Below are 15,402 nucleotides of genomic sequence, written 5' to 3' on the forward strand. Positions count from 1 at the left end.
AAGGTACAACAGCACGGCGGCATGTCACGCGGAACCGCGGCGCGATCGTCATGCCCCCGATATCGCGCGCCACGGCAGGATCGGCTCGATGGCTCGATTCGGACGCGGGGACGCAAAGAGCGCCTCCGCTCGCCCGCGCGGCCCATCAGCTTGCGCCTGCTCCCTCGTGACGTTCGGGGATGGGCAGGGAAAACGAGAATGTGGTGGTCTCCCCGGGAATGCTCTCGGCCTCGACGCGCCCCCCGTGCGCCTCCACGAGCCCTCGCACGATGTAAAGCCCGAGCCCGAGCCCCTTGATCATGCTGCCTCGCGCGCGACCTCGCTGGAACCGCTCGAACAAGGCCCGCATGTCCTCGGCGGGGATCCCCGGCCCCTGATTGCGCACCGTCACCACGATCTCGCCGCCGCGCTGCTCCGCGACGATTTCGATCGGCGTCCCGGGCTTGCCGTATTTGAGCGCGTTCGAGAGCAAGTTCTCCGCGACCTGCTCGATCCGCTGGGCATCGATGGACAAGGCGGGCAACTCGCCCCGGATCGAGAGCATGACGCGCTCGCGGGCCTCGCTCGCCTCGATGACGTGCACGAGCAGCGCCGGGACATCGGTCGGCGCGCGTACGAGCGAGAGCCGGTGCGCCTCGAGCTGCGACAGATCGAGCAGATCCCCGATCATCCGTTCGAGCCGCGCCGTGCTCGCGACGATCCGCTCGGCGCGTCGGCGCGCCGTGGGGTCGGCCGACGAGCGCGCGACCATGCCCGCGAGGGTCAAAATGGTCGTGACCGGCTGGCGCAGGTCGTGGGCCACCACGCTCGTCCACTCCTGCCGCAATCGCTCGAGCTCTTTGAGCGGGCTGATGTCCTCGTACGTCACGACGGCCCCGAGGACCTCACCGCCCTCGCTGCGAATGGGGGACGCATTCGTCAAAATCGGCACGTCGGGTTTGTCGGGGATACGGATCAAGAGCTCACGACCGGTCACCAGCTCGCCGCGCAGGCCCCGCTCGAGCGAGAGATCCCCGCGGGACACGGGCGAGCCGTCCGGCAGGTGCAACCGCTGGTGCAAGAGGTCGAGCACGTCCGGGGGCGGCCCGGTCACGCCGAGCAGTTCCTCGGCCCTCCGGTTCATGACGACCCGCCGCCCCTCGCCGAATTCGCAGAGCACGATGCCGATCGGCGAGCGGTCGATCACGGCCCGGAGCCACTGCCGCTCCGTCGACAGGGCGCGGACGAGCTCCTCCCGCTCCGCTTCGAGCTGGTGCTGCTCGGTCACGTCGTGGTTGATGGCCAGGGCCCCGAGGAGCCGCCCCTCCGGATCGCGCACCGGCACCGCCGAGTTCAGGACGATCTTGTGGGGGCCGTCTATGGCCTCGATCTCGACGAGCTCATTCAGCGTGCTCTCCCCGGTCCGCACCGCGCGGGCGAGCGCCCATTCGTCGGGCTTCACCTCCTCGCCCGTCGCGACCCAGCGCGCCTTGAACGCTGCGAACCGCTCCGGTCCGACGAGCAAGGAGCCGCCCCAGATGTGCTTCGCCGCGGGGTTTGCCAGGATGAGCTTGCCTTGCACGTCGGAGACCCATACCCCGACCGGCAATGCCTCGAGCACCTGTCGGAAGAGATGCTCGCTCTTCTGGAGCGCCATCTCCGCCCTCCGTTGCGCGGTCACGTCCTGCATCGTCCCGGTCATGCCGAGCATGTGCCCCGCCTCGTCGCGGACCACGTCGCCCTCCGCGTGCACGATCCGCTCGAGCCCGTCGGCGGTGAGGATGCGGTGATCGATCGAATACGCGGCGATCCCGCGGAAGGCTCGTTGCACCGCGTCGTCCACGTGCGCGCGGTCGTCCGGGTGCACGAACGAGAGGAAGTCCCCGTAGGATTTCTTGTCCTCCGAGGGGGGCAGGCCGAAGAGGCGGAAACATTCGTCCGACCACGTCGTCTCGTCGAGCGCGGCCACCCACTCCCAGCTCCCGATCTGGGCGATCCGCTGCGCGCGGGCGAGACGTTGCTCGCTCAGGCGCAGCGCCTCCTCGGATTGCTTTCGCGCGCTGACGTCGCGCAGGATCGCCATGTGCCTGCCTGGCGCGAAATGGGCTTGCGCCGAAAACTCGCAGACGAACGTGGTCCCGTCGGCGCGCCGGAACGTCCCCTCGCCCTGGACGCGCTCCTCCACGAGGAACCGAGGCCAGGCCTCCCGGAGCGCCGACGCGATCTCGGGCGGCCCGAGATCGAACACCGTCCGCGTGAGCAGCTCGTCGCGGGGTGCGCGGAGCAGCTCGCAGGCGCGCGGGTTGACCTCGACGAGGCGCCCTTCGTCGTCCGCGACGAGGATCCCGTCGAACGCATGCTCGAAGATGCTTCGGTAGAGCTCCGCGGCCCCTCCGCCCGTCATGCCCCCCCTGCTCACCACAAGGCTTCCTGCTCGGCTCCTCGTCGCTTCGAGGTCTTCTAGCCCACCACCGATCGGCCAGCAAAACAAGCGCCGTCTTGGGCGGTCGGGCACGTTTCACCGTTTCGCGTCGAGCTCCGGGTAATGCCGGAAAATATCCTCCTCGCAGAAGGGGAGCCTGCGCGGGGACGCGAGATAGGCGGCGATCCGGGGGCGCGCGGCCACGGCGACCGCGAGCGCCGCGAGCCTCGGCGTGCGCGGCAAGGCCCGCGCCATGGCGTTCGGGAACGCGTAGCGCAGGCCCTCGATCACCTGGAAGAGCGAGAGGTCGACGTACGAGATCGCCGAGCCGACGAAGCACGCGCCCCCGTTCTGCTCGAGCGCCTGCTCGAAATAGCCGAGGAACCTGGGCAAGCGCTCCTTCCGGAAGAGCGACGCGCGTTTCTTCGCGGCGGCCTTCTGGTCCTCGTAATAGAGGCTCGACGCGATCGGGTGGTGCGTGTCGTGGATCTCGGCGACGAAATCGGTGACCGAAAGCTCCAGTTGATGCGCGTGCAGGCGGCTCTCCTCGTCGTCCGGGACGAGCCCGAGCCGCGGGCCGAGGTAGAGCAGGATGTTCGCCGTGTGTCCGAGCAAAAAGTCGGAAACCTTGAGGAACGGCGGCGCGAACGGCACGAGCGTGGGCCCCGTGCCTTCGAGGAGCTTCATCATCGCGCGGACGCCGCCGCCCTTCTTTGCGGGCAGGCGGGCGACGTCGACGTACGGGACGCCCGCCTCCTCGAACGCGAGCCGGACGAACTCCCCGCGCCCCTGGATCGACGGCCAGTAATACAGCTCGTAGCGCGCCTTCATCCGGCGCAAGGTATCACGGCGTCACAGCCCGTTCGACGGCCCGCGCAAATGGGCATCCACGGCCCGCGCCGCGTCGCGCCCCTCGCGGATCGCCCACACGACCAGCGATTGACCACGACGCATGTCCCCCGCGGCAAAGACCTTCGGATTCGAGGTCTGGTACCTCCGCATATCCGCCTTCACGTTCCCGCGCCCGTCGAGCGCCACGCCGAGCTCCTCCAGCATCCCTTTGCGCACGGGGTGCACGTATCCGAGCGCGAGCAGCACCAGATCCGCCGGCACGTCGAACAAAGAGCCCGGGATCTCCTCGGCGCGGAGGGCGCCGGTCGCGTCCTTTTTCCAGTCGAGCCGCACCGCCGAGAGCACCTCGACCTTGCCGTTCTTGCCGGAAAAACCCTTCGTCGCGATGGCGAAATCCCGGGTGCAGCCCTCCGCGTGCGAGCTCGACGTGCGCAGCTTCATCGGCCAGTACGGCCACGTGAGGGGTTTGTCCTCCTTGGCAGGCGGCTCGGGCATGAGCTCGAAGTTCGTGACGGATCGCGCGCCCTGGCGAATCGCGGTGCCGATGCAATCCGACCCGGTGTCGCCGCCGCCCAGCACGACCACGTGCTTGTCCGTCGCGAGGATCTGCCCGCGGACCTCGTCGCCGGCGATGCGCTTGTTCTGCTGCGTCAGGTAATCCATCGCGTAATGGATCCCGTCGAGGTCGCGCCCCGGCACGTCGAGCGGCCGCGGCGCCTCCGACCCGCCCGCGAGCACGACCGCATCGAACGCGTCCACGAGCTCCTGCGCCGGCACGGTCACGCCCACGTGCACGCCCGTCCGGAACACCACGCCCTCGGCCCGCATCTGATCGAGCCTGCGATCGACGTGCCGCTTCTCCAGCTTGAAATCGGGGATCCCGTACCGGAGCAGCCCCCCGACCCGATCGTGCTTCTCGAACACCGTGACCTCGTGCCCGGCCCGCGCGAGCTCCTGCGCGCACGCGAGCCCCGCCGGCCCCGAGCCCACGACGGCGACGCGCTTGCCCGTCTTCTGGCTCGCGGGCTGCGGCACGATCCAGCCCTCTTCCCAGCCCCGGTCGACGATCGATTGCTCGATCGTCTTGATGGTCACGGGCTCGTCGTTGATGTTCAGCGTGCAGGCCGCCTCGCACGGCGCGGGACAGACGCGCCCCGTGAACTCGGGGAAATTGTTCGTCGAATGCAGCACGTCGAGCGCGTGCCGGAAATTCCCGCGGTAGACGAGGTCGTTCCAGTCGGGGATGACGTTGTTCACGGGACAGCCGCTGTGGCAAAACGGGATCCCGCAATCCATGCAACGCGCGCCCTGCCGGCTCACCTCGAGGGGCGCCATGGGCAGCACGAGCTCCTCGTACCGCTGGATGCGCGTCGGCACCGGCACGAGCTCCGGCTCCTTGCGCGCGATCTCCAGGAAGCCTTTCACCTTACCCATGGGCCACGACCTCCGTCACCGCCGCGGGAAGGGCCTTCGCGGCCTCCTCGGCCGCGTGCTCGGCGAGCGCGCGGCGGTATTCGTGCGGCATCACTTTCACGAAATGGGCCCGGTATGCGTGGAAATCGTCCAGGATCGCCCGCGCCCGCGCACTTCCCGTATAAAAGAAGTGTTTTTCCAGGAGGCCGTGGACGATCTCCGCGTCCGCGCGCCCGAGGTGCCGCGCTTCGCCCGGCGGCATGTGCTCCGCGTCCCGGACCTGCTCGAGGGCCACCATCGAGAGGTTGCACCTGAGCCGGAAATCCCCGGTCATGTCGAGCACGTAGGCCACACCGCCGCTCATGCCGGCCCCGAAGTTGCGCCCGGTCTTGCCGAGCACGACCACGGTGCCGCCGGTCATGTATTCACACCCGTGATCGCCGATCCCCTCGACGACCGCCGTCGCGCCGGAGTTCCGCACCGCAAACCTCTCGCCCGCGACGCCGCGGAAATACACTTCGCCGCAGATCGCGCCGTACAGCACGGTATTGCCGACGATGATGTTCTCCTCCGGCACGATGGGGCAATCACGCGGCGGATAGGCGATGATCCGGCCGCCGGACAGACCTTTTCCGACGTAATCGTTCGCCTGCCCTTCGAGCTCCAGCGTGATCCCCTTCGCGAGGAACGCGCCGAAGCTGCCGCCGGCCGTCCCGCGGGCGCGGATCCGGATCGTGTCGTCCGCGAGCCCCGCGTGCCCGTACCGCCGCGCGACCTCGCCGGAGAGCATCGCCCCGGCCGCGCGGTGGATGTTCCGGATCGGCACGTCGAACGCGACCGGCACCTGGTTGACGAGCGCCGGCAATGCCTCGTCGATGAGCCGATGATCCAGCACGTGCTCCAGGCTGTGATCCTGCCGCTCCGTCCAGCGGATCGAGACGCCCTCGGGCGCGTCGGGCCGGTAGAAAACGCGTGAAAAATCGAGCCCCTTGGCCTTCCAGTGCGCGATCCCGCGCCGCGTGTCGAGTTTGTCCGAGCGTCCCACCATCTCGGCGAACGTGCGGAAGCCCATCCGGGCCATGTACCCGCGCACCTCCTCGGCCACGAAGAAGAAGTAATTGACCACGTGCTCGGGTTGCCCCGCGAATCGCTTCACGAGCTCCGGATCCTGCGTGGCGATGCCGACGGGGCACGTGTTGAGGTGGCATTTGCGCATCATGATGCAGCCCTCCACCACGAGCGGCGCCGTCGCGAAGCCCATCTCGTCCGCGCCGAGCAGGGCCGCGATCACCACGTCCCGGCCCGTCTTCATCTGCCCGTCGGCCTGCACGGCGATGCGGCCGCGCAGCCGGTTCAAGACGAGCGTCTGCTGCGCCTCGGCGAGGCCGAGCTCCCAGGGCCCGCCCGCGTGCTTGACCGACGAGAGCGGCGAGGCGCCCGTGCCGCCGTCGTGCCCCGAGATCGTCACGTGATCCGCGTGCGCCTTGGCCACGCCCGCGGCCACGGTGCCGACGCCGATCTCCGACACGAGCTTCACGCTGATGCGCGCGCTCGGGTTCACGTTCTTGAGGTCGTGAATGAGCTGGGCGAGATCCTCGATCGAGTAGATGTCGTGGTGCGGCGGCGGCGAGATCAGGCCGACGCCGGGCACGGAGTGCCGGATCTGCGCGATGTACTTCGAGACCTTGTGCCCCGGCAATTGCCCGCCCTCGCCGGGTTTGGCGCCCTGGGCCATCTTGATCTGGATGTCGTCGGCATTGACGAGGTACTCCGTCGTCACGCCGAAGCGACCCGCCGCCACCTGCTTGATCGCCGAGCGCATCGAGTCGCCGTTCGGCAAGGGCACGTACCGAGCCGGATCCTCGCCGCCCTCGCCCGTGTTCGATTTGCCGCCGATGCGGTTCATCGCGATCGCCAGCGTCGTGTGCGCCGCCTGCGAGATCGAGCCGAGCGACATCGCGCCCGTGGAAAAACGCTTCACGATCTCGGAGGCCGGCTCCACCTCGGAGAGAGGGATCGGGTGCTCCGATTCTTTGATCTCGAACAAACCGCGGAGCGTCATCAGCCGCTCGCTCTGGTCGTTCACGAGCCTCGCGTATTCCTCGTACGTGGCGGGGTTTTTCGTGCGCGTCGCGTGCTGGAGCTTCGCGATCGCGTCGGGCGTCCACATGTGGGCCTCGCCGCGGGCGCGGTAGGCGTAGTCGCCGCCGGCGTCGAGCGCGTTGCGGTAGGTCGGCGTGTCGCGGAACGCGAGCCGGTGCAGCCGCACCGTCTCCTCGGCGATCTCCTGCAAGCCCACGCCCTCGATGGCCGTCGCCGTGCCCGTGAAATAACGATCCACGAACGCCGACGAAAGACCGACCGCCTCGAAGATCTGGGCGCCGCAATAGGACTGGTAGGTCGAGATGCCCATCTTGGACATCACCTTGAGCAGCCCCTTCGCGATCGCCTTGATGTACCGCGCGCACGCCTCCTCGGCCGTCGTGCCCGGCGGCAAGAGATCGCCGAGCGTGGGCAGCGTGGCGAACGCGAGGTTCGGGTGGATCGCCTCGGCGCCGTAGCCCGCGAGCAGCGCGAAATGGTGCACCTCGCGCGCCGATCCCGTCTCGACCACGAGCCCCGTCCGCGTCCGCAGGCCCGCGCGCACGAGGTGCTGGTGCACGTCGCTCACCGCGAGCAGCGCCGGGATCGCGATGTGATCCGGCCCGATGTCACGATCCGACAGGATGAGGATGTTCACCCCGCCGCCGCGCACCACGTCCTCCGCGTCGGCGCAGAGCTTTCCGAGGGCCGCCTCCATCCCGTCCGCGCCCCACGCGGCCGGGTAACAGATCGACAGCACCACCGATCGAAAATGCCCCTTCGTGAGCTCCTCGGCGCGGTGCAGCTTCTCCATGTCCTCGAACGTGAGAATGGGCAGGTGCACTTCGAGCCGCATGTTCGGCCCGCTCTCGTCGAGGGCGAGGATGTTCGGCCGCGGCCCGATGAACGAGACGAGCGACATCACCGTCTCCTCGCGGATCGGATCGATCGGCGGGTTCGTCACCTGCGCGAAGAGCTGCCGAAAATAGCCGAAGAGCGGCTTCGGCCGATCGGAGAGCACGGCGAGCGGCGTGTCGTCGCCCATCGACCCGATGGCCTCCTCGCCGCTCGCCGCCATCGGCGCCATCACGAGCCGCAGATCTTCCTGCGTGTAGCCGAACGCCTGTTGCCGATCGAGCAGCTTGTTGCTGTCGGGGATCGGCACGTAGTCCGGCATCGGGATGTTCTCCAGCCGGAGCTGCGTGCGATCGAGCCACTTCTGGTAGGGCCTGTGCTTCGCGAGCTTCGTCTTGAGCTCCTGATCGTCGATGATGCGCCCCTCGGCGAGGTCGATGAGCAGCATCTTCCCCGGCTGCAAACGCCATTTCTTGACGATCTTGCGCTCCGGGATGTCGAGCACGCCCGCCTCGGAGGCGAGGATCACGTAGTCGTCGTCCGTGAGCAGGTACCGCGCGGGCCGGAGGCCGTTCCGATCGAGCGTCGCGCCGATCTGCCGTCCGTCCGTGAACGCGATCGCCGCGGGCCCGTCCCAGGGCTCCATGAGCGCCGCGTGGTACTCGTAGAACGCTCGCCGACGCTCGTCCATCAGCGGGTTCGTGGCCCACGCCTCCGGGATCATCAGCATCATCGCGTGCGCCAGCGAGTAGCCGCCGAAGTAGAGCAGCTCGAGGGCGTTGTCGAACGAGGCCGAGTCCGACTGCCCGTCGTAGATGAGCGGCCAGATCTTCTGCAGGCCGTCGCCGAGCAGCTTCGAGGCGATATTTTGTTGCCGCGCGCGGATCCAGTTCACGTTGCCACGCAGCGTGTTGATCTCGCCGTTGTGCGCGATCAGCCGGAACGGATGCGCGAGATCCCACGACGGAAACGTGTTCGTCGAGAAGCGCTGGTGCACCATCGCGAGCGCGGACTCGACCGCCTTGTCCTTCAGGTCCACGTAAAACTCGCCGACCTGGTGCGCGAGCAGCATGCCCTTGTACACGATCGTCCGCGCTGAAAACGAGGGCACGTAGAACTGCCCCGCGCGCGAGATCCGGAGCGCGCGGATCGCGTGGCCTGCGCGCTTGCGGATGATGTAGAGCTTGCGCTCGAAGGCCTCGACGTCCGGCGTGGACAGGCCGCGCGCCACGAAGACCTGCCGGATGACGGGCTCGCTCGCTTTCACGCCCTCGCCGAGGCCGGTGTTGTCCACGGGCACGTCACGCCATCCGAGGACCTCCTGTCCTTCGGCGACGATGGCGCGCACCACCTCGTGCTCGCAGGCGGCGCGCGCGCCCGGATCCTGCGGCAGGAACATCATGCCCACGCCGTACTCGCCAGGCTCGGGGAGCGTGATGCCGAGGAGCGCGCACTCCCGTACGAAGAACGCGTGGGGGATCTGCAGCAGGATGCCCGCACCGTCCCCTTGCAGCGGGTCGGCGCCGGTGGCGCCGCGGTGGGTCATGTTCTTCAGGATCTCGAGGCCTTGCGCGACGATCGCGTGGCTCTTCTTGTCCTTGATGTGCGCGATGAACCCGAGCCCGCACGCGTCGTGTTCGTTGCGCGGGTCGTAGAGGCCCTGGCGGGGCGGCGGCGCCTGATGCTTCACAGCCTACGATCGTACGGCCATCGGCGTCCGAAGCACAGTCCATGTTGCTGCGACGCAGCAATTTCTTTCTTCCCTGGTGCGTCGCGCCAGGCCGTCGACCCGGTGCGGCAATTCGTCCGCACCCGACTCACGAGGCCGGCCGGTAGAGGACGTCCGAGCGCAGGACGTACTTCGTGCCGTTCGTGACGGGTTTGCCCGCGTGGAGGAGCATGTGCTGGAAGAGGAGCGCGTCGCCCGTCTTCGGGACGATCGTGCGCTCCTGCTCGGGGAACTCGGTCTCGCCGCCGGCAAACCCCTCGTTCAAATAGACCATCAGCGTGAGGAGGCTCCGCGTCCCGCCGTCTCCGGCGTACGATTGATCCTGGTGCAGGCCGAAATGCTGGCCCACCTCGTAGCGGTAAATCCGCAGCGGGAGGAAGATGCCCGTGAGGTGCATGGCGACGCGCCGCCCGCCGATCTCGGTGGACATGCGCTCCGGCACGTGGGGCGTCACCTTGCGAAAGAGCTCGCCTCCGAGCGCGGGATCGCGGAGCACGGCCGTGGTGCTCGACCGAATGCGGGTATCGACGACGCGCCCCTCTTCGGCGTTGACGGTGGCCGGGAGCCAAGGTTTGTCCCGCGCGCCCTCGAGGATGGCGGCGCAAGTCTCGGACGAAAAGAGCGCCGGGACCGTCCAGAGCAGTGGCGCGGTGAAATCGAAATGGCCGACGTAGAGCCCCATACGAAGAGGCTACCACGCAGGGGGGCTTCCTGGGCAGGACGAAGCGTGCGACAGTGCGCGCTTGGGAAATGAGGAGGGAGTCATGAGCTCGAAGAAACGCGTCATTGCCGTCGTCGGCGCCACGGGTGCGCAGGGCGGAGGTCTGGTCCGCGCCATCGCCGCCCACCCGAGTGGAGCCTTCCGTGCCCGCGCAATCACGCGGGACGGCGATTCGCGCGCCGCGAAGGAGCTTCGCGCCCTCGGCGCCGAGGTCGTCCTCGCCGACCTCGACGACGAGGCGAGCCTGTGCCGCGCGTTCGAGGGCGCGTACGGCGCGTACTGCGTCACCTTCTTCTGGGCGCATTTTTCTGCGGAAAAAGAGATCGAACAGGCGCGCGCGATGGCCCGCGCCGCGCGCCACGCGCGCCTCGAGCACGTGATCTGGTCGACGATCGAGGACACGCGCAAGTGGGTGCCGCTCTCGGACGACCGCATGCCGACGCTGCGCGGGAACTACAAGGTCCCGCACATGGACGCGAAAGGCGAGGCCGACGCGATCTTCACCTCGCTCGGCGTCCCGACGACGTTCTTTCACACCTCGTTTTATTGGGAGAATTTCATTCACCTCGGCATGGGCCCGCGGCGCGACGCGGCCGGCCGCCTCGTGTTCTCCTTCCCCATGGGGACGGCCAGGCTGCCGGGCATCGCGACGGAGGACATCGGGCGGTGCGCGTACGGCATCTTCGAGCGCGGCGCCGAGATGATCGGGCAGCGCCTCGGCGTCGCGAGTGATCATCTCAGCGGCAGCGAGCTCGCCGCCGCGTTCTCGGCGATCGCCGGCGAGAAGATCCGTTATCACGCGATCGAGCCCGAGGTCTACCGCACCCTCGATATCCCCGGCGCCGACGACCTCGCGAACATGTTCCAGTTCAAGCGGGATTTCGAGGCCGACTATTGCGGGCTCCGGGACCTCGCGCGGACGCGCGCGCTGAACCCGAACCTCCGCTCGTTCGCCGCGTGGCTCGCGGAGAACCAGGGCCGGATGTCTCTTCCGCAGCCCGCCTGAGCCGCGCGTCCACGTCCGTTTGTCCGGGGCGAGCGCGCCTCGGCTCCCTGCCCCGGACGCAATTGCATTTTGCGCGCGGCGGACCTCGGGCCGAGGGCGGCGCGCGTATATTCGTGATACGCTCGTTCATGCTTGTCGACGGGGTGGCCGCCATCTCGCCCCTGCCGGGTGCCGAGGCCGGTGTCGTTGCATTTCGTACGGGCGGCGTTTTGCACGCCACCGTGATCACCAAGGCGACGTTCGCCTTCGCGCCCGACGCGCCCATGCCGCGTATCGAGCCCCAGCCCATCCTGCGCGCGGAGGTCCACCACGGGGACAACCCCGCGCGGAGCGTGCGTTTCACGAGCGACCTCGTCCCCTACCTGACGCGCGCCGACGTGCTCTTCACGGGGCACGGCCACGCAACCGCCGCGCGGCTCCAGGTCCACGCCGGCGAGCGGGTGCTGGTCGACAAGACGCTCCTCTTGAAGGATTCGCGCGGCGCCCAGCGAATGCCCATCGTCTACGAGCGTGCCTTCGGCGGGCCGGACGTTCCGGACAACCCGCTCGGGATCGGCGGTGGGATGGACGAGGGCGAGCCGACGATCCTCACCCCCGGGGACCCGAGGCGCCCCGCGGGCTTCGGGCCGATCGCGCGCGCCTGGCCCGCGCGCAAGCGCCTGCTCGGCGCGACGCCGAGGAGCGCGCTCGAAGGCCGGATCGCCGAGATCCCGCCGGGCTTCGACGCCGCCTATTTCCAGGCCGCGCCGTTCGACCAGCAGACCGATTTTCTCCGCGGCGACGAGCGCATCGTGCTCGAAGGCCTCCACCCCTCCCTGCCGCGGCTCGTGACGCACTTGCCCGGCCTCCGCGGCGCCGCGCGGATCCATGGCCTCGCGGCCTTCGGCATCCCCGACGGCCAGCCGATGGACCTCTGCATGGATACGCTGCGCATCGACGGCGACGAGCAGCGGTGCACGGTGGTTTGTCGGAGCTGGATACAGCTCCCCCACGAAAATGCCCTCGAAGCGATGCGGGTCGTGGCGGGCGTGGAGGTGGCGGGCGAGCCTCTCGCCTGGTTCGATCCGCCGCGCCGCGCGGCGAACCCGCCGCCCTCCTCGGGCAAACCCGCGCCCTCGCCCGCCTCGACGCTGGCGCTCCCCCCCGAGGTGAACGACGCGCGGCCGGCGCTCCCCTTCCGAACGGGATCGATGTCCGCGCGGCGCTCCGAATTCGCGGCGCCGCCCCCCTCGCCCCGTCCACCCCCGCCGCCCTTGCTCTCCGGCGCGCCCCTCACCCCGCCGAGCGCGCTCAGCGCCTCGAATGCGGCGGCCGATCTCGATACGGCGCCCGAAATGCAGGTGCCGAATCCGATGCCGAAGGCGCGGGCCCTCCCGGCGCGGCTCTTCGATCTCTTGTGGTTCGATCCGCGCAGCTTGCCGCGCGTCCGCCGGCAGCCGGCGTGGCGCGCAATCCTGGAAGCGCTCGGGGACAAACCGCTCGATCCGGACATCGACGATCCGGAGCTTGGCCTCGAGCCGGCCGAGGTGGAAGAGCGTCGCGAGATGTTCGAGGTCCTCGCGCACGGACAGGCGCTCGGCGAGGAGGCGATCCGCGAGGCCGCGCGTGCGGCGATTCGCAAGGACGGTCGGTTCGTCGCGCCGCTCGTCCTCGTCGAGGGAGATCTCTCGTTTTCATTCGACGAGATCGAATCGCTGCGGGCGCGCGTGGCAGCGACGGGACCTGTCGCGGGCGGGGACGAGCGCACGAAGGAGGCGCTCACGGCCGCGCGTGACTACCTGAGCGCCGCGGACGCGCTTCGTGATCCGCTGGCGGCGCGGGAGCTCGGCGCGGCGATCGAGGCTGCATACATGCAGACGAAGAAGCGCGTCGTCTCGCCGGTGGAGGTCACCGATAGGATAGAGCGGATCCTCCTCGAACACCGGCGCTATCAGCGGCAGGCCGTCTTCGGAGGGAAGCATTTGCAGTGCGCCATGAAACTCGCGGGCGAAGACCGCGACGTGCCCATGTACATCCCGGAGGCGCTCGCCGAAGTCTTGCCGATGTTCGCGCGTTTCTCCGCGCGCATCCTCGCGGAGGCGCACCTCGCGGCGGACGCGCGCGCGTCCTGCCCGCTGGCCTTGCGGGGTGTGGCGATCGCGCGAATCAGCGCGACGGACGGATGGTGAAGGCCGTTGGTGGGACCGCCTTGCCGGTTGAACCATCAGCGCTGCGGTCTTGGTTGGCAGAGTCGCCCGCTGGTCTTGACCTGACCCGTTCGATGAACTGCGCATCGCGCAGTTCATCGACCACGAGTCCAGCGCTTGCGCTGGTCCGGGTCCAGGGGCGGACAGCCCCTGGTGGGGCCTGGGGCAACGCCCCAGCGAGGCGCCCCGCTCACCCTCGGGGCGAGCGCCGCCGGTTGAGGGCGGACTCTGCTTGGACGTCGGGGGTCACGCTGCTCCGTTTTTCGTTGTTGTGCTGTGCGCTCATCACCATTGCGTTGCTGTAGGCGTTCGAGCCGTTGTGGGCTTGGGGGTACATGTGATCGACCTGCGGTGCGGCGTGCGTGCTGCCGTCGAGCAGCGTGCCGGGGGGGCGGCCTGGCGGCGCGGGCCAGCTGCGCGCGGGGTCTGTGGGGGATTCCGAGATCACGAATCCGCTTTGGTTGCGGATGCGGTTGTGCATGAGGATCAGGTCCCGCTGTGCGGCTGTGAACTCCTGGCCGTTTTTGAGCGTCACGTTTTGCGCGGCCGTCCCTGCCAGGTGCCCGTTTATGTGCAGATAATCCAGGATGGCGTGGGGGCCGGGCTCGTTTGGGAGGTTGAGTGGCATGCCTGAGGGATCGTGGAGCATGTGCGCGCTGAAGCCCGAGGCTACGAAGTTGTCGTGGTGCTGGGCGATGAGCGCTTCGAGCCATCGGTCCTCGGCGCGTTGCGCCGTTGGGGGTGTTGGCACGAACCATCCATTGTGCCGCTGCACGAAGATGCCGTCGAGGAGCTCTTCCTCGACCTTCACGTGAAGGCGCACGGGCACGCGTGGGTCCTGCGTGTCGTCGTAGCCGGGCGTGATGGTCACTCGTACGGGGCCGCCGCGTGCTTGCACGACTTTGTCGATCTCGCCTTCGAAGTTGCTCCATTCCGTCCGGTTGAATCCGGCGTAGGCGGGGACCAGGTTTTCGCTCTCCTTGCTTCCGCCCCATCGGTGTGCGACGAGGTGGAATCGATCCATGTGAAAGACCATTGGATCGACCGCGCCGCCGGGCGCCACGAGTGCGAGCGGCGTTTCGAGCTCCTCGCGTGGGCGCTTTCGCCCCCTCGCGCCGCCTGCGGCGAGCTCGAACGTCACGCCTGAAGGCCGCTCGCGCGCTTGCCCTTGGTAGGCGAACGATTCTCGCTGGTACGCGGGGGCTCCGCGGAGCCGCGTGGCGCCACGCACACACCGCTGGACGCTCGGCTCTTGGACCTGCCATTGCGCCATCTGGTCTCCCGTGAACCTCATGGCGCCGATGGGCACGAGGCGCGAATCACCTCGCCTTGCTCCCCCTCCATCAAGAAAGCTTCGAGGGTCGAGCCGAACATCTCCCCTCGTTGCCGTGTGTTGCTCATCGCCAGAAATCGCCGGAGCACCCGCGGGTCCTGAAATCGGAAATAGAGCCGCTTCGTCTCCCCCTCCGCCTCCACCATCGTGAGCCGGCGCAGATGCTGCCGCACGTCCGCGAGCGGACGCGCGCTCGTCAGATATACGCCCCAGCTCCGGCCCCATCCCTCGTCGAGGAGTTTTTCCGACAGCGCGCTCTCCGACGACAGGTGCACCAGATAAGGCGCCACGTCGCCCAGCGCGTCGCCTTGCACGCCCTCGTACAGCGATCGGTGTTCGTCCACCGATTCGTGCAAAAGCTCCAGGATTCGCTTGTCACGTGCCCCGTCGAGCAGCGCGAACAGCGGTGTTTTCTCGGCCTGCAATGCGGCGCGCGCCTCTTCCTTGCGCGAGGCGACGTCCGGCGGATCCGCTTCGCGCGGGCGCGTGGTCGCTCCCTCGAAGAAGATCATGAATACCGTATCTCCTGCGCGGATCCAGGACATGTGCCGCGCCTCCCCTTTGCGCACCACCTGCCCGTCGAGCCACGTCCCCGTATCGCTCGCGAGGTCCCGGACGAGGCAACGCGCCCCGTCCCACGACACCTCGAAATGCATGCCGGACATCCGTCGATCGTGCGCGACCACGAAATCGGCGAGCTCCGTCCGCCCCACGCGCAGCGACCCGCCCGGCGTGAGCGCTGCCCGCTTCGACGCGAGCCGCCCCCATTGCACCTCCAGGATCACTCGCATGGCTCGCAGAGCGGCGTCCCCTCCTGCGCCGCG

At 68.7% G+C, this 15,402-nt stretch carries 9 protein-coding genes; 2 read left to right on the forward strand and 7 right to left on the reverse strand.

Annotated elements, in window-relative coordinates:
* Positions 1-145: 145 nt before the first annotated feature.
* The 5 genes from QHF85_RS39700 to QHF85_RS39720 all read right to left on the reverse strand — a co-directional run bounded on the left by QHF85_RS39700 (position 146) and on the right by QHF85_RS39720 (position 10,014).
* Positions 146-2,383, reverse strand: a complete 2,238-nt coding sequence (locus QHF85_RS39700; RefSeq protein WP_281332632.1) for a PAS domain S-box protein — start codon at positions 2,381-2,383, stop codon at positions 146-148.
* A gap of 114 nt (positions 2,384-2,497) precedes the next feature.
* Entirely contained in the window at positions 2,498-3,232 is a 735-nt protein-coding gene (locus tag QHF85_RS39705) for a glutathione S-transferase (RefSeq protein WP_281332633.1), read from the reverse strand.
* Positions 3,233-3,253: 21 nt separating this feature from the next.
* On the reverse strand, positions 3,254-4,687 hold the full coding sequence (locus QHF85_RS39710) for a glutamate synthase subunit beta (protein ID WP_281332634.1): 1,434 nt from the start codon (positions 4,685-4,687) through the stop codon (positions 3,254-3,256).
* Positions 4,680-9,293 (reverse strand): glutamate synthase large subunit, encoded by a 4,614-nt coding sequence (gene gltB / locus QHF85_RS39715; protein ID WP_281332635.1) that lies wholly within the window; start codon positions 9,291-9,293, stop codon positions 4,680-4,682. Before gltB ends, QHF85_RS39710 begins: the two co-directional genes overlap by 8 nt.
* 127 nt (positions 9,294-9,420) lie before the next feature.
* A complete protein-coding gene (locus tag QHF85_RS39720) occupies positions 9,421-10,014 on the reverse strand; it encodes a 2OG-Fe(II) oxygenase (protein ID WP_281332636.1) in 594 nt (197 codons plus the stop codon).
* Positions 10,015-10,096: 82 nt separating this feature from the next.
* Here QHF85_RS39720 and QHF85_RS39725 point away from each other — a divergent pair, with 82 nt between their 5' ends.
* The gene (locus QHF85_RS39725) at positions 10,097-11,059 is read left to right on the forward strand and encodes an NmrA/HSCARG family protein (RefSeq protein WP_281332637.1); all 963 of its coding nucleotides are present in this window, start codon (positions 10,097-10,099) and stop codon (positions 11,057-11,059) included.
* A gap of 128 nt (positions 11,060-11,187) precedes the next feature.
* Entirely contained in the window at positions 11,188-13,227 is a 2,040-nt protein-coding gene (locus QHF85_RS39730) for a DUF2169 domain-containing protein (RefSeq protein WP_281332638.1), read from the forward strand.
* Positions 13,228-13,435: 208 nt separating this feature from the next.
* On the opposite strand, the gene QHF85_RS39735 is transcribed toward QHF85_RS39730, so the two are convergent.
* Positions 13,436-14,539 carry a DNA/RNA non-specific endonuclease gene (locus tag QHF85_RS39735; RefSeq protein ID WP_281332639.1) on the reverse strand — a complete coding sequence of 368 codons (1,104 nt, stop codon included), beginning with the start codon at positions 14,537-14,539 and terminating at the stop codon, positions 13,436-13,438.
* A complete protein-coding gene (locus QHF85_RS39740; RefSeq protein ID WP_281332640.1) occupies positions 14,536-15,369 on the reverse strand; it encodes a DUF4123 domain-containing protein in 834 nt (277 codons plus the stop codon). Before QHF85_RS39740 ends, QHF85_RS39735 begins: the two co-directional genes overlap by 4 nt.
* Between the last annotated feature and the right edge of the window lie 33 nt (positions 15,370-15,402).

Origin of the sequence: Polyangium sp. 6x1, from assembly GCF_029946515.1 — a bacterium.
GTDB lineage: Bacteria > Myxococcota_A > Polyangia > Polyangiales > Polyangiaceae > Polyangium.